The 24,184-nt window shown below is 36.2% G+C and carries 20 protein-coding genes and 1 pseudogene; 9 read left to right on the plus strand and 12 right to left on the minus strand.

The features are described from left to right. Positions 1-109 precede the first annotated feature (109 nt). The 4 genes and pseudogenes from CXF67_RS11350 to CXF67_RS11365 all read right to left on the minus strand — a co-directional run bounded on the left by CXF67_RS11350 (position 110) and on the right by CXF67_RS11365 (position 5,040). Entirely contained in the window at positions 110-292 is a 183-nt protein-coding gene (locus CXF67_RS11350; protein WP_102088860.1) for a CPXCG motif-containing cysteine-rich protein, read from the minus strand. Continuing rightward, positions 292-1,749: a TolC family protein gene (locus tag CXF67_RS19330; protein WP_441344395.1), complete on the minus strand. Its 1,458-nt coding sequence runs from the start codon at positions 1,747-1,749 to the stop codon at positions 292-294. Before CXF67_RS19330 ends, CXF67_RS11350 begins: the two co-directional genes overlap by 1 nt. Before the next feature lie 172 nt (positions 1,750-1,921). Further along, positions 1,922-3,088 (minus strand): annotated as a pseudogene (locus CXF67_RS11360) (efflux RND transporter periplasmic adaptor subunit). Positions 3,089-3,129: 41 nt separating this feature from the next. Beyond that, the gene (locus CXF67_RS11365; protein WP_102088861.1) at positions 3,130-5,040 is read right to left on the minus strand and encodes an ABC-F family ATP-binding cassette domain-containing protein; all 1,911 of its coding nucleotides are present in this window, start codon (positions 5,038-5,040) and stop codon (positions 3,130-3,132) included. A gap of 63 nt (positions 5,041-5,103) precedes the next feature. Between CXF67_RS11365 and CXF67_RS11370 the strand changes: the two genes are divergently transcribed. Next, on the plus strand, positions 5,104-5,487 hold the full coding sequence (locus CXF67_RS11370; protein ID WP_102088862.1) for a DUF983 domain-containing protein: 384 nt from the start codon (positions 5,104-5,106) through the stop codon (positions 5,485-5,487). Here CXF67_RS11370 and CXF67_RS11375 read toward each other — a convergent pair. The 7 genes from CXF67_RS11375 to topA form a co-directional block, all read right to left on the minus strand. Further along, complete coding sequence (locus tag CXF67_RS11375; RefSeq protein ID WP_102088863.1) at positions 5,471-6,520, minus strand: NAD(P)/FAD-dependent oxidoreductase; 1,050 nt, start codon at positions 6,518-6,520, stop codon at positions 5,471-5,473. The two genes, CXF67_RS11370 and CXF67_RS11375, sit on opposite strands and share 17 nt — an antisense overlap. 55 nt (positions 6,521-6,575) lie before the next feature. Continuing rightward, complete coding sequence (gene gldN / locus CXF67_RS11380) at positions 6,576-7,604, minus strand: type IX secretion system ring subunit PorN/GldN (protein ID WP_102088912.1); 1,029 nt, start codon at positions 7,602-7,604, stop codon at positions 6,576-6,578. Between the two features lie 7 nt (positions 7,605-7,611). Next, positions 7,612-9,180 (minus strand): type IX secretion system motor protein PorM/GldM, encoded by a 1,569-nt coding sequence (gldM, locus tag CXF67_RS11385; RefSeq protein WP_102088864.1) that lies wholly within the window; start codon positions 9,178-9,180, stop codon positions 7,612-7,614. A gap of 24 nt (positions 9,181-9,204) precedes the next feature. After that, the gene (gene gldL, locus CXF67_RS11390) at positions 9,205-9,855 is read right to left on the minus strand and encodes a type IX secretion system motor protein PorL/GldL (protein WP_102088865.1); all 651 of its coding nucleotides are present in this window, start codon (positions 9,853-9,855) and stop codon (positions 9,205-9,207) included. A gap of 33 nt (positions 9,856-9,888) precedes the next feature. Continuing rightward, positions 9,889-11,244: a T9SS ring complex lipoprotein PorK/GldK gene (gldK, locus tag CXF67_RS11395; protein ID WP_102088866.1), complete on the minus strand. Its 1,356-nt coding sequence runs from the start codon at positions 11,242-11,244 to the stop codon at positions 9,889-9,891. 72 nt (positions 11,245-11,316) lie between these two features. Then, on the minus strand, positions 11,317-12,474 hold the full coding sequence (locus CXF67_RS11400; RefSeq protein ID WP_102088867.1) for a formimidoylglutamase: 1,158 nt from the start codon (positions 12,472-12,474) through the stop codon (positions 11,317-11,319). Between the two features lie 9 nt (positions 12,475-12,483). Beyond that, positions 12,484-15,087, minus strand: coding sequence for a type I DNA topoisomerase (gene topA / locus CXF67_RS11405; protein ID WP_102088868.1), 2,604 nt, complete (start codon positions 15,085-15,087; stop codon positions 12,484-12,486). Between the two features lie 210 nt (positions 15,088-15,297). On the opposite strand from topA, the gene miaB reads away from it, so the two are divergent. From miaB to CXF67_RS11445, 8 genes are all read left to right on the plus strand, one after another. Continuing rightward, a complete protein-coding gene (miaB, locus tag CXF67_RS11410; RefSeq protein ID WP_102088869.1) occupies positions 15,298-16,755 on the plus strand; it encodes a tRNA (N6-isopentenyl adenosine(37)-C2)-methylthiotransferase MiaB in 1,458 nt (485 codons plus the stop codon). 14 nt (positions 16,756-16,769) lie between these two features. After that, a complete protein-coding gene (locus CXF67_RS11415; RefSeq protein ID WP_102088870.1) occupies positions 16,770-18,041 on the plus strand; it encodes a sigma 54-interacting transcriptional regulator in 1,272 nt (423 codons plus the stop codon). Then, positions 18,041-18,541 carry an LptE family protein gene (locus tag CXF67_RS11420; protein WP_102088871.1) on the plus strand — a complete coding sequence of 167 codons (501 nt, stop codon included), beginning with the start codon at positions 18,041-18,043 and terminating at the stop codon, positions 18,539-18,541. The genes CXF67_RS11415 and CXF67_RS11420 overlap by 1 nt, the downstream gene beginning before the upstream one ends. Beyond that, on the plus strand, positions 18,541-19,308 hold the full coding sequence (locus tag CXF67_RS11425; protein ID WP_102088872.1) for a hypothetical protein: 768 nt from the start codon (positions 18,541-18,543) through the stop codon (positions 19,306-19,308). Before CXF67_RS11420 ends, CXF67_RS11425 begins: the two co-directional genes overlap by 1 nt. Further along, a complete protein-coding gene (secG, locus tag CXF67_RS11430) occupies positions 19,308-19,631 on the plus strand; it encodes a preprotein translocase subunit SecG (protein ID WP_015023565.1) in 324 nt (107 codons plus the stop codon). Before CXF67_RS11425 ends, secG begins: the two co-directional genes overlap by 1 nt. Before the next feature lie 139 nt (positions 19,632-19,770). Next, the gene (locus tag CXF67_RS11435; RefSeq protein WP_102088873.1) at positions 19,771-20,046 is read left to right on the plus strand and encodes a co-chaperone GroES; all 276 of its coding nucleotides are present in this window, start codon (positions 19,771-19,773) and stop codon (positions 20,044-20,046) included. Between the two features lie 27 nt (positions 20,047-20,073). Then, the gene (groL, locus tag CXF67_RS11440) at positions 20,074-21,705 is read left to right on the plus strand and encodes a chaperonin GroEL (RefSeq protein WP_102088874.1); all 1,632 of its coding nucleotides are present in this window, start codon (positions 20,074-20,076) and stop codon (positions 21,703-21,705) included. A gap of 199 nt (positions 21,706-21,904) precedes the next feature. After that, complete coding sequence (locus CXF67_RS11445; protein WP_102088875.1) at positions 21,905-23,398, plus strand: S10 family peptidase; 1,494 nt, start codon at positions 21,905-21,907, stop codon at positions 23,396-23,398. 251 nt (positions 23,399-23,649) lie between these two features. Here the strand turns inward: CXF67_RS11445 and azu are convergent, their stop codons facing one another. Next, positions 23,650-24,156, minus strand: coding sequence for an azurin (gene azu, locus CXF67_RS11450; RefSeq protein WP_102088876.1), 507 nt, complete (start codon positions 24,154-24,156; stop codon positions 23,650-23,652). Positions 24,157-24,184: the final 28 nt, after the last annotated feature.

Consider the following 24,184-nt stretch of genomic DNA (forward strand, 5'->3'; position numbering starts at 1 on the left):
GAGCTACCTGCTGCTCTACCCCGCGATATATGTTTGAAAATTGTTTTTCTCTGTATCAGACTGCAAATATAAAACAAATAATAAGTCCAACAATATAAAATGTGAAATATTATTGCTCTAAATCTTCCGCTCTAAATTCTTGAAGTTCTTCGTCTTCAAAACGAGGAGTAACTTCAATAGGATTACAACAGACTTCACAATCTTCTACGTAGGTTTGTTGACGTATAGACGGGTCTAAAAGCATGCTTATGTCTTCCCAGCAATAAGGGCATTGAAAGTGATGTTCGAACATTAAAATTCTATATTTAAAAGTTGACCTGTAAGTTGTAAAAGCTCAAGCTCGGCTAATTTTGCATCATACTTATCCAGATTTTTACTGGTCTGGGCATTAAGCAAGTTCGCCTGAGCCTGTCGTAACTCTACAGAGGTAATCTGCCCTAGTTTATACTGTTCACTTGAGCGCTCAAAATTATTCTTGGCTGTTGATATATTTTTTGTTTGCAAATCTAAAACTTCAAGTCGGTTTTGGTAATTTCCTCTGGCATTAAAAATATCTCGGGTCACCTCTTTCTTAATCTGCTCCTTAGCAAGTTGCTGATTGTCGTATTGTATTTTGGCGTTTTTCGTAGTGGTAATCCCACGGCCTCCGTCAAAAAGATCCCATCTAAGACTTACTCCTCCAAAAACACCAGTCGTGGTAATTGATGTGGCAAAACTCGTCACTGGAAAGTTACCTTCATTCCAACCATATGAGCCTGTCAACCCGATAGAAAGCAAAAATACAACTTTACTAGCTTTATAGTGGTAATCACTAATAATTATATTCTTTTCTGCCTGAAGTAGGCTAACGTTATTGGCATCTGCACTATTGACATATTTCTCCAATTGAATTTGACTGGTAAAATCGACTAGGGCATCCACTTCAAAATTTCGATCCAAATCGGTACGCTGACTTAAGGTAATGCTTCTGTCGTGTTCCACGATAATTTCAATAGTATCGTTTTTCTCATTAAACTCCTTGACGTATTGCCTCACTTTTTCTGCAGCAGCCATCAGATCCTCATTGTTCGTCGTAGAAATATTGACACTTACCGCTACTCTCCCGTTGATATAGGATGCATTGGGAGTTTCCGAAAATCGATCGCGGATAGTCGCCACATCTCTTAGGGTTACTAGCGTTCCATCCGGTTGAAATTTCACCACCAAATTATTTAATTCCTTACCATAATACGACCGATTATCAGCCCGAATAAGAAAGTCCTCTGCTTCTGTTTTTATACTTCCGCCTGTGGTTAAAATATTAGCTCTAGATACGGCTTCAGCAACTTCAGCGAAGGTGAGGTTGTAGGCCAATAAATTATTTTCACCTACAGCGATTTCTATTTCTTCTTCAGGACACCCTTCGATTTCAATTTGCGAGAGTCGATCCATGGCTCGTAGATCGTATTCCATCTGCCTCGCAATCTGCTTCAGAGTGGCAAGATCTACATTTTCACCACTTACAAAATAATCGAAGGTTTCACGAATGTTTTCTTGTTTCGCGACCACTAAAAGCTCCATACCCGTGGGGAAATTGGGCACACGATCTACTGCATTTATAACTTCAGTCAACATGACATCAATATCCTCATCGGTTTCGATTTCAACTGTTATGCTTCCTCCGTTTTCACGAGAAGTTGAAGTCACTCGTCCTACACCGACCAATCCTTTTAAATTGTCCTCAATCTTTAGAACAATACCCTCCTCGATCTCTTCAGGAGCAGCCCCGGATAGGTCACGTTTATAGTGATGATTTCCGACTCAATCAAAGGAAAGTAGGACGACTGCAAGCTAAACATCCCGACAACACCGAAAATCACGAAAGCTAAGATCATGACATTCACAGCCACATGATACTTTATAAAATAAGAGATTATTTTTCTCATTGGTTAACCGCTTCTAGGCTTGTATTAGATTCGCTTTTGCTTAGACTATCGCCAACAACTTTAACCAGCATGCCTTTATAAGCCCCTGAAATTTGCTTCGCTAAAATAACTTCACCGTCAGGAACTCCTTTCACCACGACCTGTTTGTCTGAAAAGTAGATGGGTTGCACCTTAATAGTGCTTAAAATAGTATCCTTTACTACAAACATCTCATCGCTATCGTTCACTAAGCTGCGATCTAAAGCCATAGCGTTCCCTACTTTTTTCGCTTCAATATCAGCCTTTAAATACATGCCTTCTTTTAAAGAAGAGCCTCTAACTTCGATAAACACGCTTACAGTTTATGTCGCCTGTTCTATACTAACATTAATTCGACTCACTGTACCGGTATAGCTTTGTGTTTTCTTGTTGTTGCTTAATGAGACTGATTCCCCTTCCTGTAGGAGGTCGGCATACTCTTTAGCAATGGCTACTTTGAGCTCGTAGACTTCAGGATCGATATATTCACCAAACTTTTGCCCACTTCGTATAAGAGTACCCTCAGTCACAAGAGCCTCGATCAATACCCCATCAAAAGGCGCCGTGATTTTGTATTTCACCAAGCGTTCTTTTAGATTTTTAACATTATAACAGGCGGTATTAATACCTCTACTATAGATGAAGAACTGCTCTTTATCCGTTTTAGACTCAGGAAGTGGCAGAGCCGCTTTATCAATGTTAAAGCTATTGAGATAGTTAAGCCACTTTGGATGAACCTCAGGGAAGTCCAATCTCAAATCGGGCATGATGGCTGCGATTTGATTATACAAATCGCTCTTGGCAGTTTGTACCGAAGCTCGGTATTCTAAGGCATCCATTTTGGTCAAAACTTGACCTTTTTTATACCCCTGTCCAGCTCTAAAGGGCTTTGCACTAGATTTAAAAACTCCTTGTACCTCAACATAAAGCTCTACCCTGTGTTTAGCTATACGATTCCCGTTGGCGGGAATAAGGATTGAAACCGTAGAATTTTGAACGGTCTCTACATATACAGCTTTGACAGTTTTTTGGATTTTTGTTTCTGGAGGTTCTTTGCTATCGATGATAAACTTGGCTCCAAAAATAGCTCCAACCAATAAAACAACCCCAAAGACGATCAATATAATATTTTTAGAACGATACAAAAGGATAAAGGTTACACCTTACTTTAAAATTTTACGAAAACTTAAAGACTTTCAATTTTAACCTGAAGGTCCTCCCAAGATTTCATCAGAGTTTCCAACTGGCTTTTTTTGGCATTATAAGTGTCAAAATAGTGAGGTTGTTTTATGGTCTCTTCATATTTTAAGACAAGATCTTGATCACTTTTCTTGATTTCTTTTTCCAGCTTGGAGATTTTAGACTCTACTCCGCTTAGTTTATTCTGAAGGGATTTTTGCTTCTTCTGAAATTCGTAGTCGTTTTTGTTTGAATTCGCTGTTTTCTCTTGCTTTTTTTGTTTGTCCTTTTTTTCAACTTCACGCATGGACTCTAGCTCACGATATTTCAAATAATCGTTGATATCCCCTAGAAATTCTTTGACTTGGTGATTTCTGAATTCGTAGATAGAATCTGCTAAACCTTGAAGAAAGTCCCTATCGTGCGATACTAAAATCAGGGTGCCTTCAAAATTATTAAGCGCTGCCTTCAAAACATTTTTAGATTGAATATCTAAATGGTTAGTAGGCTCATCCATAATCAAAACATTGAAGGGAGTTAAAGACATTTTGGCCAAAGCCAGACGGTTTCTCTCTCCTCCAGAGAGGACTTTAACGTATTTCTCTACATCATCTCCTCTAAATAAGAAAGACCCTAAAATATCTCTTACACGGCTTCTATTGCTTTCGTTGGCAGCATCAAGCATCGTATCTAAAACGGTTTTATTGCCGTCTAGATATTCTGCTTGGTTTTGGGCAAAGTATCCAATCTGGACATTATGGCCTAGCTTTATGTGTCCTCCATGTTCAAGTTCCCCTACAATAATTTTAGCCAAAGTAGATTTCCCTTGGCCGTTCTGCCCTACAAAAGCTATTTTGGAATTCCGCTCTATAAGAAAGTCTACATCTTTAAACACCGTATCTTCTCCAAAAGCTTTAGAAAGATTTTCTGCTTCAATCACAACTTTTCCAGGGTTTTTAGAAGTGCTAAATTTGACATTCATAACTTTATTGTCCTCTTCATCCACTTCGATGACTTCAGTTTTTTCAAGTTTTTTAATGAGGGATTGAGCCATAGACGCTTTATTGGCTTTGGCTCTAAACTTACTAATCAGTTTTTCAGTTTGTTCAATTTCCTTTTGCTGATTCTTTTGAGAAGCCAATTGTTGCTCTCTCAATTCTTCTCTTAAAACTTTAAACTTGGAATAAGGTTTATTATAATCGTAAATTTGACCTAAAGACAACTCGATCGTTCTATTGGTTACGTTATCCAAAAACATCTTATCGTGAGACACGATAACAACACAACCAGCAAAATTTTGTAAAAAACCTTCCAACCATAGAATACTCTCTATATCTAGGTGGTTGGTGGGCTCATCCAGCAGTAGAATATCATTGGTCTGTAAAAGCAGTTTAGCAAGCTCTATACGCATTCTCCAGCCTCCAGAGAAGGTATCCGTTTGCTTTTCAAATCCTTCCGTTGTAAAGCCAAGACCCTTTAGAACTTTTTCTGTATCCCCTTGGTAATTATAACCTCCCAAAATCTCATACTGATGCTGATAATCATTAAGATCAATCATCAACTGATTATAAGATTCGCTTTCATAATCTGTTCTTTCTACCAATTGATGATTGATATGGTCTAATTTGGATTCTATCGTTTTTATAGCTTCAAAAGCCTGATAAGTTTCCTCCAGAACGGTTCTTCCTTGCTGAAAATCTATATCTTGCTTTAAAAAACCGATGCTTATCTCTTTATCTTTTGCAATTTGACCTGTATCTAAGGTCATTTCGCCAGAGATAATTTTAAGCATTGTTGATTTTCCAGCTCCGTTTTTACCTATGAGACCTAGCCTGTTTCCTGAGCTTAGCTTGAAACTGATCTCCTTAAAAAGATACTCTCCACCAAATGAAATGGAAAGATTATGAATATGTAGCATATGTTACTTAAAATTTCTGCAAATATTGTTATATTTACTCAACAAAGCTAAATTTTATTAAAAATGCTTAAAGGCTCAAAATTATACAGCGTATTTACTGGAAAATGTCCTGTATGCCATGAGGATAAAATGTATAAAGAATCCAATCCTTTCAAACTGAATAAAATTTACGACATGCATAATAGATGCTCTGTTTGTGATACTAAATACAAAATAGAACCTTCCTTTTTTTATGGAGCTATGTATGTTAGTTATGGCCTGGGAGTTGCATTTTCAGTCGCGGCTTTTATTACCTCCTACTTTATTATAGGTTTAGGAGTTATACCCTCTTTCATCTCAATTATTGTAGTCTTAGTCCTTATGATGCCGATTAACATGAGACTAGCTAGAAACATATGGATTAATTTATTCTTATCTTACAATAAAGATGCTAAGAATAAAATTTAAGAAACCGATTAATGTCAGTTTCCTTATCAATAGGTTTTCCTTCGAACATATGTTCCACTAATTCACGTGATAAAGTTGGTGCACACATCACTCCTCTACTTCCAAATCCATTAAGGATATAGAGATGTTGGTGCTCTGGATGCTTGCCCAAGACAGGTATTCGGTCTCTTACAGTTGGGCGAACTCCCGCAATCTGATCGATAATTTTAAAATCACACTGAATAAGCTCTGATAGTTTTTCCACAAGATCTTTTCTACCCTCTGAGGTTGGTAAGTCATTAAGCTCATCTCTAGAATAAGTTGCTCCATATTTGTAAATATCATTTCCAAGGGGAATGATAAAATAACGCGATTTCAAGATACTTGAATTGGCCTTTAGGTCTTTGGACTCAAATATCAAATACTCCCCTTTGTTCCCATACAGGGGAAGCCAATTAAAGAAGGGATTGAAATGCACTCCATAGCCTTCACAAAAGATAACCTTGCGGTATGTGTTCTCATGGTAGCTCACATGATCCTCGCAGACCTTCAGATCGGCATATGAAAAGGATTCATTTTTAAATTGATGAAGTGAATTAAATTTATTTTTTTGAATAGCTAACAATCTTTTTAAATGAAGGAGATGAGATTGAAGGACTTGCCCGCGTTTGAAAGAAGACGATACTGAAGCGGACACCTTTTGGATAACAGGATCTATAAATGGCTCAAGAGCAAGCTGGTCTGAAGCTACTGTCCAATTGTTTTGATCTTCAATAGAAGAAAATAATTTATAAACAGGGATGGCTTCAAAAAATAATTCAAGATAATCAGTATTGAATTGAGTATAGAAATCAATTGCTTCGGGCATAAATTTAGCCGCATTCCAGGCTAAATTATAACGTTTTAGAGCTACAGGATTAAGAACTCCCCCAGCAACTTTTGAGGACTGCTGACTTTCATCTGATATAATGTCAAAGGTTTTAGAAGATTCCTCTAACCTTCTGGCTACAGATAGACCAGAAATACCAAACCCGACAATCAAAACATCTTTCATAAAAAAGCCCTTACAATTATAAGGGCTAATTTAAAGGTTTTAAAAAGAATAAGGTTTAGTAATTCCACATATCCAATTCAAAGTTTCTAATTCCTTCTTTTATTCTATTGGACTCCAAAAGTTGCAGTAAGGCATTATCTTGAATATAATCTGAAATTTCTCTATCTTCATAAACATTTTGAGTTTTGTAAATAAATGCATCGAAACGTCTAGAGTTAAGAAGATGATCAAAACTAAAAGGCATTGAACTATTATTATTATTTATGACTTTTGCGCTGTGCAGTACTTGTCTAGCATCAGAAAACCAAACCCAAAAATAAGGGACAATTTGTGGATTACCGGAGAAGCTTTGATTTTGGCTCTGAATATCGAAACCTGCTGGAGCTATGCCAAGCAAACGGTATTTCATTTCACCTTGAAGCTTATCAAAATACCACATCCCTTTAATATGATATTCAAGGATATCCCTACTTGTAATTGCAGTAGGAATCAAAAAAGGCTCCATCTTTGTCACTAGCTCTTGAGAGTAAAGTTCTGGAAACTCAGAAAGTTTACCTATTAAAGATCTATTGATAAATGTTTGAACATTTTCTGTCCCTGTAACACCATATTGGCCTAAAACATCTAGAGCTACATCGGGGAGAAAAAGCGACTTCGTTGAGCTTAGGATATCTGCGTAAGTTTTTCTCTTATTAAAATAACTTGTCGCATACACTTCTGTAATTGCAGAAGTAGAAGTAGAATCCAAAGAACCTTCTTCAATAGCATCTAAGAGAACTTTGTACAAAGAGCGTCTTCCTCTTGGAAAAGCACCATCTTGTGTAGGATAGAGCAAAGGGAAATTAATTCTTTGCTTTAAATCTATCTTTTCCCAAACGATCTTAGACCATAAAATATCTCTATCACCAATATATCCGTATTCAAGTGGCTTATCATCATCAGAAATCTTTTGACTTTCTGTGAGTACACCAACCTGAGAAGGTTCGGAAGCGTTCAGAATGTTAGACGATTGCGCTAAAGCTGAACTTGTGCTTAAAGCTATCGCGGAATATAAAAAGAATTTAAGATTTGAATAACTCATCATCATCATTTTAGTTTGTTAATTGGACTAATATTGCCGGCATATTTTTAACGTTCACGCCAGGAACATCAGCTTTAATGTCGAATATTTGAATAATATCTCCTGCTCTAGCTAAATCTAAAAGGCCTTGTGCCTTTGAATCCATTCTGCTGCCATTTACAACGACTGAGGGCTGTCCTGGAATACTTAGCGTGAATTGCTTAACAACTGGAGTAATATCAAAATCGAAATTTTCAAATGTAGCGCCGATTGGGGAAATCTTTAGAGCATTCTTAGGCATCTGTATAGCAGCACCCTCTTGTATCTGTCCTCTTACTGTAGGGGTTGGTCTTGGTAAACTTTTAATTCTGAAAATCGCTGAAGAGGGAATTATTTCGCCTTCAATTTCACCAGTTACATTAATTTTTAATTCAGTTCCAGTTGTAGGTTTTACCATATATTGAGAACCCTTTATGCGTCTCAAACCATCAGCAGAGGCATTGACTTTATTCTCTGGGACTCCAGGCATAGAAACAGTAATTGGATTTTCAATACCACGATACACTACATTCATTTTATCAGCTGAGACAATTGCTTGATTAGGCTTAGGAATTACTGAAAATGATTTATCAACTGGCACTTCGATGTCCTTACCATTTTGCTTAAAGATCAGTAAACCTTCAATTTTATGATCACCAGCACTTCCTGCGTTTACATTGAGCTTAACCTGGCCCCCTTCGAGTGTGAAATCTTTGCCCTTAACCAGAGGTCTTCCATCTAAAGTCAATTTAACTTCGTTTGGAACAGTTGTATTATCAGTACGACCTAAGACAATAGATCCATCAAATACATTACCCTGGTAATAAGCGCTTCTACTTTGTTCTAATAAGGTTGAATAATTATCCATGGATGCGATCTGTGTTAATTGACCAGAAAGCATAGAAGATAAAATTTCATTTTCAACAACCTTTAAGTCATTTTGCAGAGCGGTGATTTTAGTTATAGATGAAATTAATGGATATCCAACAAAATGATGTCTAACGTAATTAACTTTCGCACCCTTAACACCAGCATCAGGAGAGACTGGATCTCCGCTAAATTTATCATTAATAGTGGATAAAAAAACGTCGTACTTGACGTTACCCACTAAAGCTTGATTCATCTTATCTTTATAAGCTATCATATTAGCTAAGAACTCTTTACCAGCGGATGTTAGTTTTTCACCACTTACGAATAATTCATCTGTATAGGCTGTTTTATCCATAGTTTCGTAGTCTTTTGGATCTTCGACAGACTTATACATCCCTTCTTTAACTCCTGCAAAATAAATATATAATTCTGAGGTTGCTGCAGAGACAATTTGTGCACTATTAAAAACTTCTTTAAATTGCTCTTCAGATTCATCAGCTTTCCTAGCTAGACCCTCTAATGCATCTTCATTTTTTTCTTCGAAATTAGTATTGGTATCTTCTAAAGACTCATTGATTGTTCCAAATGCAGATAATACTTCTTTAGACATATTCAAAGCCAACATTGCGATGAAAACTAAATACATCATGTTAATCATCTTCTGTCTTGGGGTTTCCTTTCCTCCAGCCATAGTGGTAAATTTATATAATTATAATTAAGCTTTTGGTCTCATAGCAGTTAACATTCCGCCGTAAACACCATTAAGAGAATTTAAATTAGCGGTTAAGGATTCCATTTGATCTTTAAGCTTTCCTGCATTGTTTGTTACCGCTTCGTTAACTTCAGCTTGACGCATAGCTGAATCCACTTGCACTTTGTATAAGTTATTTAATGACTCCATTTGTTGAGCAGCCATTGAAATTTGATCACCATATTTCTTTTGTGAGTTCATCGAATCTGTTGTTGGAGCAATGTTTTTCGCAGCACCCTCAAAGTTTTTAATACTTTCTCCAAGGCTCTCCATGAGTTTAGAATCTATCTTTGCTTCCTTGAGCATATCATCTAATTTTTGTGATAAAAGGCCACTTTCCTCTTTCAAGTCTTGCTTTAGATTTTTAGATAAAGGGTTATTTCCAGTTAATTCTGGATAAACTTTTTCCCAATCTAGTTCTTTATCTACTGGCTCAAATGCCGATATTGTAAATATTACAGCCTCAGTAATAAGACCAATAGTCAACATTAAACCACCTGTTATAGGTCCAATAGAAATATGCTGAATTTTAAATAGTGCCCCGATAATTACAATAGCCGCTCCAAGGCCATACACCATACTCATTACTTTCTTTCTTTTGTTTGAGTTTGCCATGATAAAATATTTGATTGTTTAGTTTTCTTTTTTTTAATTTAAATAAAGTGAATTCCCTAAGAAATCTTGTACAGTTCTAAAACCAATATAACTTCTTGCCGAATCTGAATATTCATAATCTCTTGTACTGACTTGCAGATAATAGCTTACATCTTTCCAAGACCCTCCACGAACAACTTTACGCTTATTCTCAGAATTGTTTACATTAGGATTCATAGATGACATGTATTCATAAGAAGCTGGATCGTAGGACGTATTAACCCACTCCGCGACATTTCCAGACATATTATATAAACCGTAGTCATTGGGTTGGTAAGCATCAGATTCTACTGTATATAAAGCCTCATCAGCCGCATAATCACCTCTATAAGGCTTGAAGTTAGCCAAAAAACAAGCTCTATCGTCTTTAGCATAAGGCCCACCCCAAGGAAAAGTCCCACCTTCTATACCACCTCTGGCAGCGTATTCCCATTCTGCCTCTGAAGGCAATCTAAAAAAATTAACGTTTGCTTCTTTTTTTTGTTTTCTAAAATCATTCAGATATTTGGTTCTCCAATTCGCAAAAGCCTTTGCTTGACCCCAAGTCACCCCAACAACTGGATAATTATCGTATGCTGTATGAGAAAAATAATCATTGTGCATAGGCTCGTTGTAGGAGTAATTAAAATCTTTAATCCAAACTGTTGTATCTGGATAAACCATCACTTCTTCTTCTGTAATAAAGTTGGTTCGCACCCCTTTAGCTCTTGCAGCGGCATCGAGATCTATAGTTTTATAACTATACTTAAATTTAGTAACATCAAGCATTCTTCGTCCATTATAAGACTGGTCGTTAGAGAGATAGAACTCATCCATGACATAAACATAGTCTTCATCTGGATATTGGGCTGGATCCCAAATAATTTTTGTATTCCAATTCAAAGCTTGATCTAATGGATCATAATATCTAGAAAATTCCTGAAATGGACTTAAATCATCATCTGAATTCGTGTTCTTAAAAGCGAAATTTTGGACAGAACGGTTATTATTTCCATCTCCATCTCCTGCCAATTCTGCTGCTTCAGCCAATTTCTGTCTAATTACAGAATCTCTGACATGAGAAACAAATTGCCTATACTCAGAATTTGTGATTTCAGTTTCATCCATATAAAAAGAAGGAACTGTAACCGTTTTAGGTGGAGCATTTTGGACACTAGCCAAGTCATCGTCAGACTTACCCATAATAAAGGAACCTCCCTCGACTAATACCATCCCAAAGGGCTTTTCTGGGTACCATCTCTTTCCTTCCACTCCTACAAGCTGACCTTTGTCGCTTTTTCCACAACTCAAGACCAATAGAGCTATAAATGTAAAGCAAAAGCCTTTAAAAAATGTATAATATAATTTCATAACAAATGATTAAATTGAAGTCTGAGTACAAATAAACAATTTTTTCTTAACAACAATTAAAATAAATTCAAACTAAATTGTGTTTTTATATTTCGCTTTGAGCCATCTATCTGGAATCACAGATCCTGTCGCATCAATATAATCTTGTTTATCACAAGCTAATAACGAAGGTTTATACACATTATTATTATTTTCATTTTGTATTTTAATCCACCAACGGTTTGAAATCTCACTCTTAAAAAAAACTAAAATTTCATCTTCGATCGGAACACTATATTTTGTAAAATTCGGGCTCTTTTCAGTAATATGCTCATTTAACCTCAAACTAAAACCTTCTACAAAATACCATAATATCTGAGCTATTAAACTGATAAGTCCTTCAGATTTCTGCATCGACTGCAATTCATAAACACCAAAAGAACTCAATTTATCACTCATACCTGCATATCTAGACAGCTTACATAAATCAAATGTGCTGAATCCGTTAATATTTTTGTGATTCGGATCAGCAATTTCTGAAGACTTAACGCAATGCATGTCAATACTAAACAAGTCAGTGTCTCTTAAGATAGGCTCAGCCTTAGTGAAATCTGACTTCAGAGTTCCTAACCTTAGTGCATCAAAAAAAAGTTTTTCCATTAAATCAATCTCTTCTTGAGGAGATAAATACGTCTGATACCCAAGATTAGCAAAATTAAACAAGTTATAAGGCTCATCAATAATCATTTTACCCACATAAGATTGACCATCCATTGGTAACTCTGAATTACCAATATCAAACTTATGATCTGCTATTGCTAAATTGATCATATATTTAATTCCATCATAGGCTCTATATTGCGAAAACGTGAGGTCTTGACTCCCTCCTAAAATAATAGGCAAAATAGATTTCCTATAAAGACTAGACAGTATATTTTTAACTACATAAGCGGTGTCGGAAACCTCATCCCCCCTGTTGATATCTCCTAAATCAATAATATTCACTTGCCAATTACCTACATACATCGCATATAAGCTCGACCGTATTTCATCATAAAAAAAATCTGATTTTCTTGGATAGACACTATTTCTTTCCTCTTTAATACACACTATAGCTAACTGAAATTTATTGAGCTGAATGTCCTCATCCACATCAAAAAAACTGACGTAATTTGATAAGGTTTGGTTTGAAAAATTTTTAATTTTAGTTTGAAGCTCAGGATGAACAGGTTCTAAAAATTCAAATGCCATTGACTTGGGTTAAGATTTAGTTGTCTTTTTTGTACTTGTTTTCTTTTTGGCAGTCGTTTTTTTAGCTGGCTTTTTCTTCACAGCAGTTTTCTCAGTTGTTTTCTTCGCAGTTGTTTTCTTCGCAGCTGTCTTTTTTACAGCAGTTTTCTTAGACGTTTTTTTCTTAGTCTTTGTGTTTTTAGCCAAGATAGCTTCTGCCTCATCCAACGCCATTCCTTCTGCTTCCGTAGTTTTAGGCAATTCTACTTTTGTATTTCCTTTAGAAAGTTTAAAACGTCCCCACCTTGCCTTTTCCAGTTTTATACCTTGTTCTTCCCAATGATGGATTAATTTATCTTTTTCTTTCTGAATTTTATCTTCGATCAATTCAACGATATCCTCTTCAGAAAGATTATCAAAATCATATTTTTTATTCACATTGATGAACATGCCGTCCCATTTCAAGTATGGACCAAAACGACCTACTCCTTTCTGGACTCCTTTTTCATTATGATAACATATGGGTTCTTCTGCTTTTTCTTTTGCCTTTATAAGCTCAATAGCGCGATCGTAAGTGACGTCCAAAGGATCATCATCTTTTTCTAAAGAGACAAATTTTTTGCCAAACCGAACGTAAGGACCAAAACGGCCAATATTGGTCTCCACCTCTTCTTCCTTGTATTCTCCCAGTTGTTTAGGAAGTTTAAATAAGTCCATGGCTTCTTCATAAGTCACAGAAGATAAGGTTTGACTAGGTTTTAGGCTTGCAAACCTAGGCTTTTCATCGTCTTCCACAGAACCAATTTGAACCATAGGACCAAATTTTCCCAGACGTGCACTCACAGGTTTGCCTGATACAGGGTCTTCTCCTAAGACTCGCTCGCCTACTTCTCGTTCTGCGTTGGCAGCAACGTCTATGACCTTAGGATGGAAATGTACATAAAAGTCACTCATCACTCTGGTCCACTTGGCGTTACCCTCAGCAACCTCGTCGAAGTCTTGTTCGAGTTTAGCCGTAAAATTATAATCTAAAATAGCTTCAAAATGTTTCACCAGAAAGTCATTAACCACCATACCAACATCTGTTGGCACAAGTTTGCCTTTATCGCTTCCTACTTTTTCAGATAATGTTTTACTTTTTATAGCGGTATCTTTTAAAGTATATTGAACATACTCTCTATCGCTACCGTCAATACTTCCTTTTTCGACATATTTCCTGTTTTGAATTGTCGAAATCGTGGGAGCATAAGTCGATGGGCGCCCAATCCCTAATTCTTCTAATTTTTTCACTAGAGACGCTTCTGTATATCTAGACGGCGACCTTGTATAGCGCTCTGTCGCTTGAATATAAGAATTCTGTAATTTCTCTCCTACAGACATGGCTGGAAGCAATCCACTTTGCTCTTCGTCTTCTTCATCCTGACCTTCTAGATAAACTTTTAAAAATCCATCAAACTTAATAACTTCACCATTCGCTGTAAAGTGACGATCGTCTTTATCTGATGATATCTTCACGTTGGTTCTTTCAAGTTCAGCATCGCTCATCTGCGAAGCAATACCTCGTTTCCAAATCAGCTCATATAAACGCTGTTGGTCCCGTTCTGCATCGATTTGATGTTCAGCAAAGTTTGTTGGTCTTATAGCTTCATGGGCTTCTTGTGCTCCTTTAGACTTTCCTTTATAATTTCTAGCTTTGTGGTATTTATCACCATAAGCACTTTTAATCTCATCTTCAGCACCTTCTTTAGCTTGAGAAGATAAGTTTACACTATCGGTTCTCATGTAGGTGATATGTCCAGCTTCATACAGTCGCTGAGCCATATTCATGGTTTTACTAACAGAAAAATATAGCTTCCGAGCAGCTTCTTGTTGTAATGTAGAGGTCGTAAATGGTGGTGCTGGAGACTTTTTTGCAGGTTTTTTGGTTAAATCATCTACATTGAAATTGGCCTGTTTCTGGATTTCTAAAAAATCTTCTACTTCTATTTGAGACTCAAGGTTCTTAGGTAGTTTTGCTTTAAAGCTTGCGCCATTTGTAGTTTGGAATTGAGCATCAACTCTATAAAATACGGTAGGATCGAAGTTTAATACCTCTCTTTCTCGCTCTACTATTAATCTAACGGATACCGATTGAACTCTACCGGCAGAGAGGCCCCCTTTCACTTTTCTCCATAAGATTGGAGATAATTCGTACCCTACTAGACGATCTAAAATTCGTCTCGCTTTTTGAGCATTAACTAAATTATAATTAATTTCTCTCGGATTCTTTATCGCCTTCTGTATAGCTGATTTGGTAATTTCAGAAAAAACAATTCGCTTGGTTTTTTTTTCTTCTAGCTTCAGTTCATCCGCTAGATGCCAAGCTATGGCCTCTCCTTCTCTATCTTCATCACTCGCCAACCAAACAATTTCGGATTCTTTTGCTAGTTTGGCGAGCTTTCTAACAACATCTTTCTTATCAGCGTTAACTATATATGTAGGCTTGAAGTCGTTGTCTACATCCACCCCCAGTTCTTTAGACGGTAAATCCGCAATATGACCAAAGCTTGAGGCCACTTTATAATCTTTACCTAAAAATTTTTCTATTGTCTTAGCTTTGGCAGGAGACTCAACTATTACTAGATTTTTTGCCATTGTTGATTTATTTATGATACAAAAGTATACGAATTTTTGGATTTTAATTTTAGAAAACGCTATAAAGTAACTTTTCAAATCGATTTCAACCTCCTATACTAAAGCAAATTTTGCTTAAGGAACTAGATTTATAACTCATAAAATTGATAAAATGACAGTTTGTCAGTAATTTCATAACTTGTATCTTTGCTTAAAATATTACAACATCATATGGAGAAGATTATTGATGAGACTCTACAGGGGCAAACCTTAGTTAAAGAAAAGAAGGAAAATAACACTAAGAAACTTTACATTGAAAGTTACGGCTGCGCTATGAATTTTAGCGATAGTGAAATCGTAGCATCTATATTGAATAAAGAAGGATACAATACTACCAACGAACTTTCTGAAGCTGACCTTGTTTTGGTTAACACCTGTTCTATACGAGATAAAGCAGAGCAAACGGTAAGAAAACGTTTAGAAAAATATAACGCGGTCAAGAAAATCAATCCTTCTATGAAGGTAGGCGTTTTGGGCTGTATGGCAGAACGCTTAAAAAGTAAATTTCTTGAAGAAGAGAAAATTGTAGACCTGGTTGTAGGACCAGATGCCTACAAGGATTTACCAAACTTACTGGAGGAGGTTGAAAGTGGTAGAGATGCCATAAACGTGATTTTATCCAAAGAAGAAACTTATGGTGATATTTCACCGGTACGTTTGCAAAGCAATGGCGTGTCCGCTTTTGTGTCGATTACAAGAGGCTGTGATAATATGTGTACTTTTTGCATAGTACCATTTACTCGCGGGAGAGAACGAAGCCGTGATCCTTTAAGCATTGTTGATGAAGTAAATGATTTGTGGAGCAAAGGCTTTAAGGAAATCACTTTACTAGGCCAGAATGTAGATAGCTATTTATGGTATGGTGGCGGTTTGAAAAAAGATTTCAAAAGCGCAACGGAAATGCAAAAAGCTACAGCAATCGGGTTTTCATACTTACTTGACATTGTAGCAAAAGCTCAGCCAGGAATGCGCATTCGCTTTTCTACTTCAAATCCACAGGATATGACGATAGATGTGATTGAAGTCATGGCAAAACACAACAATATTTGCGATTATATACATCTTCCCGTACAAAGTGGTAGCGATAGGATTTTAAAGAAAATGAATAGGCTACACACCCGCGAAGAGTACTTTAGGTTGATAGATAATATTAGAAAAATCATACCTGGCTGCGGTATATCTCAAGATATGATCATTGGATTCCCTTCGGAAACAGAAGAAGATCACCAAGACACCCTATCCTTAATGGAAAATGTAAAATATAATTTTGGGTATATGTTTGCTTACTCTGAACGTCCAGGAACTCTTGGCGCCAAGAAATTTGAAGATGATATTCCAGAGGCTACCAAGAAAAAAAGGCTTCAGGAAATCATAGACGTTCAGCAAAAACATTCGCGTTTTAGAACGGAACAGCATCTCGGCAAAATTGAAGAGGTCTTAGTTGAAAAAGAATCTAAAAAATCCGACTCACAATGGAGCGGACGAAACACTCAAAACACAACCGTCGTCTTTCCTAAAAAAGACTACAAATTAGGAGATTATGTTTTAGTAAAAATGAAAAAGTGCACAAGTGCCACTTTAATTGGCGAACCTGTTGGTTATGGTCCTATGCAAGCTCTTTCATCTTAAAATAAATTTAAAATATGGAATCTCCACAAGCTGTAAAGCAGCGATTTGAAATTATAGGGAACGATCCCAACCTCAATAGAGCTATAGAAAAATCTATACGCGTGGCACCTACAGATATTTCTGTATTGGTCACAGGAGAAAGCGGAGTTGGTAAAGAAAGTCTACCCAAAATTATACATTCCCTTTCTCACAGAAAACACGCTAAATATATCGCTGTAAACTGCGGTGCTATCCCAGAAGGCACTATTGATAGTGAATTATTTGGACATGAAAAGGGTGCTTTTACTGGAGCGACTCAATCCAGAGATGGCTATTTTAAGGAAGCCGACGGAGGAACTATTTTTCTAGATGAAGTAGGAGAATTACCCCTCACCACTCAGGTAAGGCTGTTGAGAGTTCTAGAGACTGGAGAATTTATAAAGGTAGGATCCTCTAAAGTTCAAAAATCTGATATTAGAATCGTTGCGGCAACCAACGTTAATATGATTGAAGCCATAAAGGAAAATAAGTTTAGAGAAGATTTATACTACAGACTTAATACTGTTGAAATTCAACTTTCCCCCTTAAGAAAACGCCGATCGGATATTCACTTATTATTTAGAAAGTTCGCTTCAGATTTTGCGATTAAATATAAAATGCCAACGATACGTTTAACAGACCAAGCAATTAAAGCTCTAGAAAACTGCAGCTGGCCAGGTAATATCAGACAGCTCAAAAATGTTGCTGAACAAATATCAGTATTAGAGACTAGTCGAGAAGTAGATGAAGCCATACTAACGCATTATTTACCAAGTAACAGTTCCAATCTACCCTCTGTAATTTCAGAATCAAAAAGCAACAAAAGCGATTTTAGCAACGAAAGAGAAATTCTTTACAAGGTTCTTTTTGATATGAAAAACGACCTTCATGATCTTAAGAAATTGACTCTAGAGTTCATGGAAAAAGAAAATGATGAAGCCTTTAAAGAAGAAAACAGAAGCTTAATCAGGAAAGTATACGGCGACTCCGACACAAAAGAATTCTCTGAAGAATCTCATCAAGAGCAGCTAGAAATTTTGCAAATCCCTGAAAAAAAGAAAACAAAGCCGATTGAGCAACACATAGAAAATCCTTACGATTATGCTGAGGATATCGAAGAAGAGGAGACCTTGTCGCTTCAAGATAAAGAAGTGGAACTCATTAAAAAATCTTTGAATAGACACCAAGGAAAACGAAAGCCTGCAGCAGATGAATTGGGAATTAGCGAAAGAACACTATATAGAAAAATAAAGCAATACGATTTATAATGAAAATGAAAATAATTGGAATTTTAGTGCTGATTTTGAGTCTACAGTCGTGTGGTTATTATTCTTTTACTGGAGCCGACACAGGAAATGCAGAAACCTTCCAAGTAAATTTCTTCCAAAATAATGCCCAACTCATTGAACCAGGTATTGATAGAGATTTTACGTTGCAACTTCAAGATTTAATACAAAACCAAACCAAATTAAGCCTTACAAACTCCAACGCAGATCTTGTTTATGAGGGAGAAATCACTCGGTACTACGTGGCGCCAATGACTGCCACAGCCGATAGCCAAGCGGCTCAGAATCGACTAACGATAGCTATAAATGTTCGATTTTATAACGCTTTAGATCCAGAAAAAGATTTTGAAGAAACTTTTTCGTTTTATTTTGATTTTCCGGCAAATGAACAATTGAGTGGCGCTACAAAAGATGTAGCTATTGGAGAAGTGTACCTAAGGATTACTCAAGATGTATTTAATGCCTCCTTAACAAATTGGTAATGGACAAAGAAGCGGTTTTAAATCTTGTTAAATCACCAAAGGAATTTGAGGTGAACAGCTTAGCAGCTATTACTGAGATGATCCACAAGTATCCCTATTTCCAACCTTTGTATGCTATAAAACTAAAATTACAGAACTACTATGGAAGTTTTCAATACAATACCTTTTTGAAAACTACGGCGGCTTATACTCAAGACCGATCGGTTTTATTTGATTTTATTACGTCTGAAAAATTTCATCAACTGGACGTTGCCAATAAAATTGATTTGCTCATTGAGCGAAATAGAGAACATTCAAATGAAGAGTTTGAAATTAATAAACAGATGGCTGACCAAATTAACGATCCTGGCCTTTTTGTAGAGAAAGAAGATTCAGAATCTAGCAAACAGGGACAGCCTTTGGATATTAGTTCTTCTGATGCTCATTCTTTTCAAGAGTGGCTGAAGTTAACTCAGTTACAACCCATAGATAAAAAAGAAAAGGAGTTAACGATCAATCCTCAGTTTAGAGTCATAGACGAATTCATAAGGAATAACCCTAAAATTGTTCCTACGAAATCTTATGAATCTGCAGAAAAAATAAAAGCCAAGTATGAGCCGTCAACTCACCTTATGACTGAGACTTTGGCTAGAGTTTACACTGAACAAAAGCGATATAATAAAGCGATCCAAGCATTTAAGATATTAATTTTGAATAATCCCAAAAAAAGTTCTTTCTTTGCAGACCAAATTCAAGAAATAGAAAGACTTAAAGAAAATAAATTATAATGAGTACATTTTCCATATTTTTAGTTTTAATTTTAATAGTAGCATTCCTACTTATCGTTGTTATCATGGTACAAAATCCTAAAGGTGGAGGTCTTTCCTCTTCTTTTGGAGGAGGAGGATCTCAACAAATTGGAGGCGTCAAGCAAACCTCAGACTTTCTTGATAAAAGCACCTGGGCTTTAGCCACCTTATTACTGATTTTAATCTTATTATCAAACGTTACTATTATAAACAATAGAGCTGTGCAAGATTCCAAATTATTGGACGGTATTCAAGCTCCCATTGAAAATACACAATCTAACGATTTACCCCCTGTGGAGTAATTGCAAATAGGGATTCTAAATTATTAAAAAAATGCCAGCTTATGACAAGCTGGCATTTTTTGTTGGTAACTGACAGCCCTTATTTATTGGCACACTTTTAGACTATTATTTTCAAAATTAAACCAAAAAAATATTTATAATGGCATTAAACATTAAACCCTTGGCAGACCGAGTGCTTATAGAGCCTCAAGCCGCAGAAACCAAAACAGCATCTGGAATTATTATTCCAGAAACCGCAAAGGAAAAACCACAACGCGGTAAAGTGGTTGCCGTTGGGAATGGTAAAAAGAAGCATACGATGACAGTGAAAGTTGGAGACATAGTTCTTTATGGAAAGTTTTCAGGGACAGAGTTAAAGTATGAAGAAAATGATTATCTCATCATGAGAGAAGACGACATTTTAGCTATAGTATAATTCACAAATAAACAAAACCACAATATAATGGCAAAGAATATAATTTTTGATATAGAAGCAAGAAATGGTGTTAAGCGAGGTGTAGATGCTTTAGCAAATGCCGTAAAAGTGACTTTAGGGCCTAAAGGTCGTAACGTGATTATAGGTAAATCATTTGGTGCACCAATGGTTACAAAAGATGGGGTTAGCGTTGCTAAAGAAATAGAGCTTGCAGATCCTTTAGAAAATATGGGAGCACAAATGGTTAAAGAAGTGGCTTCTAAAACCAATGATTTAGCTGGTGACGGTACCACTACAGCAACTGTTTTAGCTCAGGCTATCGTTCATGAAGGACTTAAAAACGTAGCTTCAGGCGCTAACCCACTTGGACTTAAAAGAGGAATAGACAAGGCTGTAGAAGCTGTTGTTGCAGAATTAACGAAACAAGCAAAATCTGTTGGAGATACATCAGAAGAAATTAAGCAAGTTGCTTCCATTTCAGCAAATAACGATGAAAAAATCGGTGAATTAATTGCAGAAGCTTTCGGTAAAGTAGGCAAAGAAGGGGTTATCACTGTTGAAGAAGCTAAAGGGACTGAAACTTACATGGAAGTTGTAGAAGGTATGCAGTTTGATAGAGGTTATCTTTCTCCATATTTCGTCACAGATAGTGAAAAAATGACTGTTGATCTTGAAAATCCATACATTTTGATCGTGGATAAGAAGATCAACTCTATGAAGGATTTATTACCTGTATTGGAGCCAGCTGCTCAAAGTGGTAAACCACTATTGATTATTGCAGAAGATATAGAAGGTGAGGCTTTAGCTACACTTGTTGTAAATAAATTGAGAGGGTCTTTAAAAATAGCTGCTGTAAAAGCACCAGGATTTGGTGATCGTAGAAAAGCTATGCTAGAAGATATCGCTATTTTAACTGGAGGTACTGTTATTTCTGAAGAGCGTGGATTTACATTAGAAAACGCTACTCTAGATATGTTGGGTACTGCAGAAAATGTCACTTTAGATAAAGACAACACAACTATAGTAAACGGAGGTGGTGAAAAAGAAAACATCACTAACCGTGTGAATCAAATTAAAGCTCAAGTAGAATCTACAACTAGCGATTACGATAAAGAGAAATTACAAGAACGTCTAGCTAAATTATCTGGCGGAATTGGCGTTTTATATGTAGGAGCAGCGTCTGAAGTAGAAATGAAAGAGAAGAAAGACCGTGTAGACGATGCCTTACATGCTACTCGCGCAGCAGTAGAAGAAGGTATAGTTGCTGGTGGTGGTGTTGCCTTCATCAGGACGCTTATGGCACTCTCTAAGCTTAAAGGTGATGATGCCGATGAGCAAACAGGAATCAACATCATTGCAAAAGCGATTGAATCTCCAATGAGAACTATCGTAGAAAATGCAGGTGGTGAAGGCTCTGTAGTTATCAATAAAGTCTTAGAAGGTGACCTAGGCTACGATGCTAAGACCAACACTTATGTGGATATGATAAAAGCAGGTATCATAGATCCTAAGAAAGTGACGAGAATTGCATTGGAAAATGCAGCTTCGGTTGCAGGAATGATTCTAACTACTGAATGCGCTCTTGTAGACATAAAGGAAGACGATAATGGTGGCGGCGGGATGCCACCAATGGGAGGCGGAATGCCAGGAATGATGTAAACATCAGCCCAAATATGATAAGATTGAAGCCGTTTCTTTTTAGAAGCGGCTTTTTTCATTTTTAAATTTTAAGGGTGGGTTATCATCAGTACATCAAATGTATCTTATAAGAGAATTAGAAGTGGAAAAACAAAAAATGAAAAGGATAAGTATCAAGAATTTGAAAAGCTTAATTATATTAGGGCTAAAATAAATACTCATGAAATATTTTTTAACATTACTTACTATTCTTGGGACTTCTGTAATCTATTCTCAGTCTGTTGAATTTAACTTAGACGAAACTGTCGTTACCAACCATCAAGTAACTATAAATAATCAACAAATTAATTACACTGCAGAAACAGGGATGCAGCCCGTTTGGAACCAACAAGGAAAACCTATTGCAGGACTTCAATACACGTATTATAAAGTTTCCAATCAAAAAAAAAATGAGACGTCTAAAGAAAGACCTCTTGTTATTTCATTTAACGGTGGCCCAGGCTCAGCTTCTGTCTGGATGCATCTTGCGTATACAGGTCCACGGGTTCTGAACATAAGTGATGAAGGCTTTCCTGTTCAACCTTATGGGTATAAGGAAAACCCTTACAGTATTTTGGATGTTGCAGACATAGTATACGTCAACCCAGTAAATACAGGATATTCAAGACCTGTACTAGACGAGAAAGGTAATTTCGATAAGTCAAAATTCTTCGGAGTTAATGCCGATGTGGAGTATTTGGCAGAATGGATCAACACATTTGTAAGTCGAAAAGACAAATGGCTTGCTCCAAAATATTTAATCGGTGAAAGTTATGGTACAACAAGGGTAGCTGGATTGGCCAATAAGCTTCAAAATTCACATTGGATGTATATCAACGGAGTCATTTTGGTCTCTCCTACAGAATTGGGGATAGAAAGAGAAGGCCCTATTGAAGTCGCCAATAGGTTGCCTTATTTTACTGCTGCAGCTTGGTTCCACGATAAGCTGAATCCTGAATTACAAAATAAACCTATTTTGGATGCACTTGATGAAGTAGAGAGGTTCACTATTCAAGAACTTATACCGGCCCTTACAATGGGCGGGTTCTTAGACTCTGAAAAAAAGAAAACTATAGTAGAAAAAATGTCCTATTATTCAAGCATAGATGAAAAAGTCTTTCTTCAAAACAATTTAGAATTACCCTTTAATACGTTTTGGAAAACTTTGAAAATTGACGACGGCTATACGGTTGGACGTTTAGATTCAAGATATTTGGGTCTCGACGGCAAAGAAGCGGGAACTCGACCAGATTACAACGCTGAATTAACGGCATGGTTACAGTCATTTACCCCTGCGATAAATGAATACCTTAAAAATGAACTTAACTATAAAACCGATTTAAAATACAATATGTTTGGCAATGTGTCTCCTTGGGACAGAACTCAGAACAATAATACAGGTAAAGAATTAAGACAAGCTATGGCTCAAAACCCTAGTATGGAAGTCATGATTCAATCTGGCTTGTTCGATGGGGCTACTACTTATTTTAATGCAAAGTATACCATGTGGCATATTGATGCAAGTGGAAAAATGAAAGACAGGTTACATTTCAAAACCTATGAGAGTGGACATATGATGTACCTTAGAAAAGAAGATTTAGAAACGGCTAACAATGACATTAGAGAATTCATAAAAACCAGTTTACCAAAAGCTAATTCTCCAATTAAGTATTAGATGTGGTTAAGACATAAAAAAGCCTGTTTGTAATTACAAACAGGCTTTTTTAGTTAAACTAAGTTCTTATACCAATTTAAAATGTTGCAATAAATCGCTTTTTTTTTATCTGCTTTTTATCAAAAATAATTGCCGTAGCTAAGGCTGTGCTCATTATTTTTTAATTCAATCAACCAAAAAACCTCTGCTGAACTACGTCGTAGTATAATTAGATTTATTTATACAACATTATAAATTTAATTTGGTATTACTTACTCTACAGTAAATATACCATTCATCAAAGCAACATGACCGGGGAAACTACATATAAAATCGTAATCTCCTTTTTCAGGCGCTTGGAATGTAATTGTAGTCTTTTGACCACCACCTAACATTTCAGTATAAACAATAATAACATCACTGTCTTCAGGTATGTAATCATTATCCTTATATTCTAAAGCTTCTTGTCCAAACTCTTGAACGTTTGTTCCTTTTTTCAACAAAACAAAATTGTGTCCCATAACTTCTTTTGGGAGTTTCCCTGCATGTTCGAACGTTAACACAACTTCATCACCAGCTGTAACCGTAATTTGGCTTTTATTATATTTCATTTGATCACTACCAGATAGATAAACTTCAGAAATCCCTTCCTCTTTTACCTTTTCATTAGAACTGGAGTTGATCTTGATACTTTGTTTTTCCTCTGATTTTTTACTTTCCCCTCCACATCCAATTAAAAGGCTAGTAGATAAAAAAAGTAAAGCAAGTGTTTTTTTCATTTGATTTATTTTATCCTATTAATTATTT

This window comes from Psychroflexus sp. MES1-P1E, from assembly GCF_002836055.1.
Taxonomy (GTDB): Bacteria; Bacteroidota; Bacteroidia; order Flavobacteriales; family Flavobacteriaceae; genus Psychroflexus.

What these genes read in the sequence shown, in the direction of transcription:
- CXF67_RS11350 (WP_102088860.1), bottom strand. Translation starts at nt 292, where the DNA reads ATGTTCGAACATCACTTTCAATGCCCTTATTGCTGGGAAGACATAAGC.
- CXF67_RS11365 (WP_102088861.1), bottom strand. Translation starts at nt 5,040, where the DNA reads ATGCTACATATTCATAATCTTTCCATTTCATTTGGTGGAGAGTATCTT.
- CXF67_RS11370 (WP_102088862.1), top strand. Translation starts at nt 5,104, where the DNA reads ATGCTTAAAGGCTCAAAATTATACAGCGTATTTACTGGAAAATGTCCT.
- CXF67_RS11375 (WP_102088863.1), bottom strand. Translation starts at nt 6,520, where the DNA reads ATGAAAGATGTTTTGATTGTCGGGTTTGGTATTTCTGGTCTATCTGTA.
- gldN (WP_102088912.1), bottom strand. Translation starts at nt 7,604, where the DNA reads ATGATGAGTTATTCAAATCTTAAATTCTTTTTATATTCCGCGATAGCT.
- gldM (WP_102088864.1), bottom strand. Translation starts at nt 9,180, where the DNA reads ATGGCTGGAGGAAAGGAAACCCCAAGACAGAAGATGATTAACATGATG.
- gldL (WP_102088865.1), bottom strand. Translation starts at nt 9,855, where the DNA reads ATGGCAAACTCAAACAAAAGAAAGAAAGTAATGAGTATGGTGTATGGC.
- gldK (WP_102088866.1), bottom strand. Translation starts at nt 11,244, where the DNA reads ATGAAATTATATTATACATTTTTTAAAGGCTTTTGCTTTACATTTATA.
- CXF67_RS11400 (WP_102088867.1), bottom strand. Translation starts at nt 12,474, where the DNA reads ATGGCATTTGAATTTTTAGAACCTGTTCATCCTGAGCTTCAAACTAAA.
- topA (WP_102088868.1), bottom strand. Translation starts at nt 15,087, where the DNA reads ATGGCAAAAAATCTAGTAATAGTTGAGTCTCCTGCCAAAGCTAAGACA.
- miaB (WP_102088869.1), top strand. Translation starts at nt 15,298, where the DNA reads ATGGAGAAGATTATTGATGAGACTCTACAGGGGCAAACCTTAGTTAAA.
- CXF67_RS11415 (WP_102088870.1), top strand. Translation starts at nt 16,770, where the DNA reads ATGGAATCTCCACAAGCTGTAAAGCAGCGATTTGAAATTATAGGGAAC.
- CXF67_RS11420 (WP_102088871.1), top strand. Translation starts at nt 18,041, where the DNA reads ATGAAAATGAAAATAATTGGAATTTTAGTGCTGATTTTGAGTCTACAG.
- CXF67_RS11425 (WP_102088872.1), top strand. Translation starts at nt 18,541, where the DNA reads ATGGACAAAGAAGCGGTTTTAAATCTTGTTAAATCACCAAAGGAATTT.
- secG (WP_015023565.1), top strand. Translation starts at nt 19,308, where the DNA reads ATGAGTACATTTTCCATATTTTTAGTTTTAATTTTAATAGTAGCATTC.
- CXF67_RS11435 (WP_102088873.1), top strand. Translation starts at nt 19,771, where the DNA reads ATGGCATTAAACATTAAACCCTTGGCAGACCGAGTGCTTATAGAGCCT.
- groL (WP_102088874.1), top strand. Translation starts at nt 20,074, where the DNA reads ATGGCAAAGAATATAATTTTTGATATAGAAGCAAGAAATGGTGTTAAG.
- CXF67_RS11445 (WP_102088875.1), top strand. Translation starts at nt 21,905, where the DNA reads ATGAAATATTTTTTAACATTACTTACTATTCTTGGGACTTCTGTAATC.
- azu (WP_102088876.1), bottom strand. Translation starts at nt 24,156, where the DNA reads ATGAAAAAAACACTTGCTTTACTTTTTTTATCTACTAGCCTTTTAATT.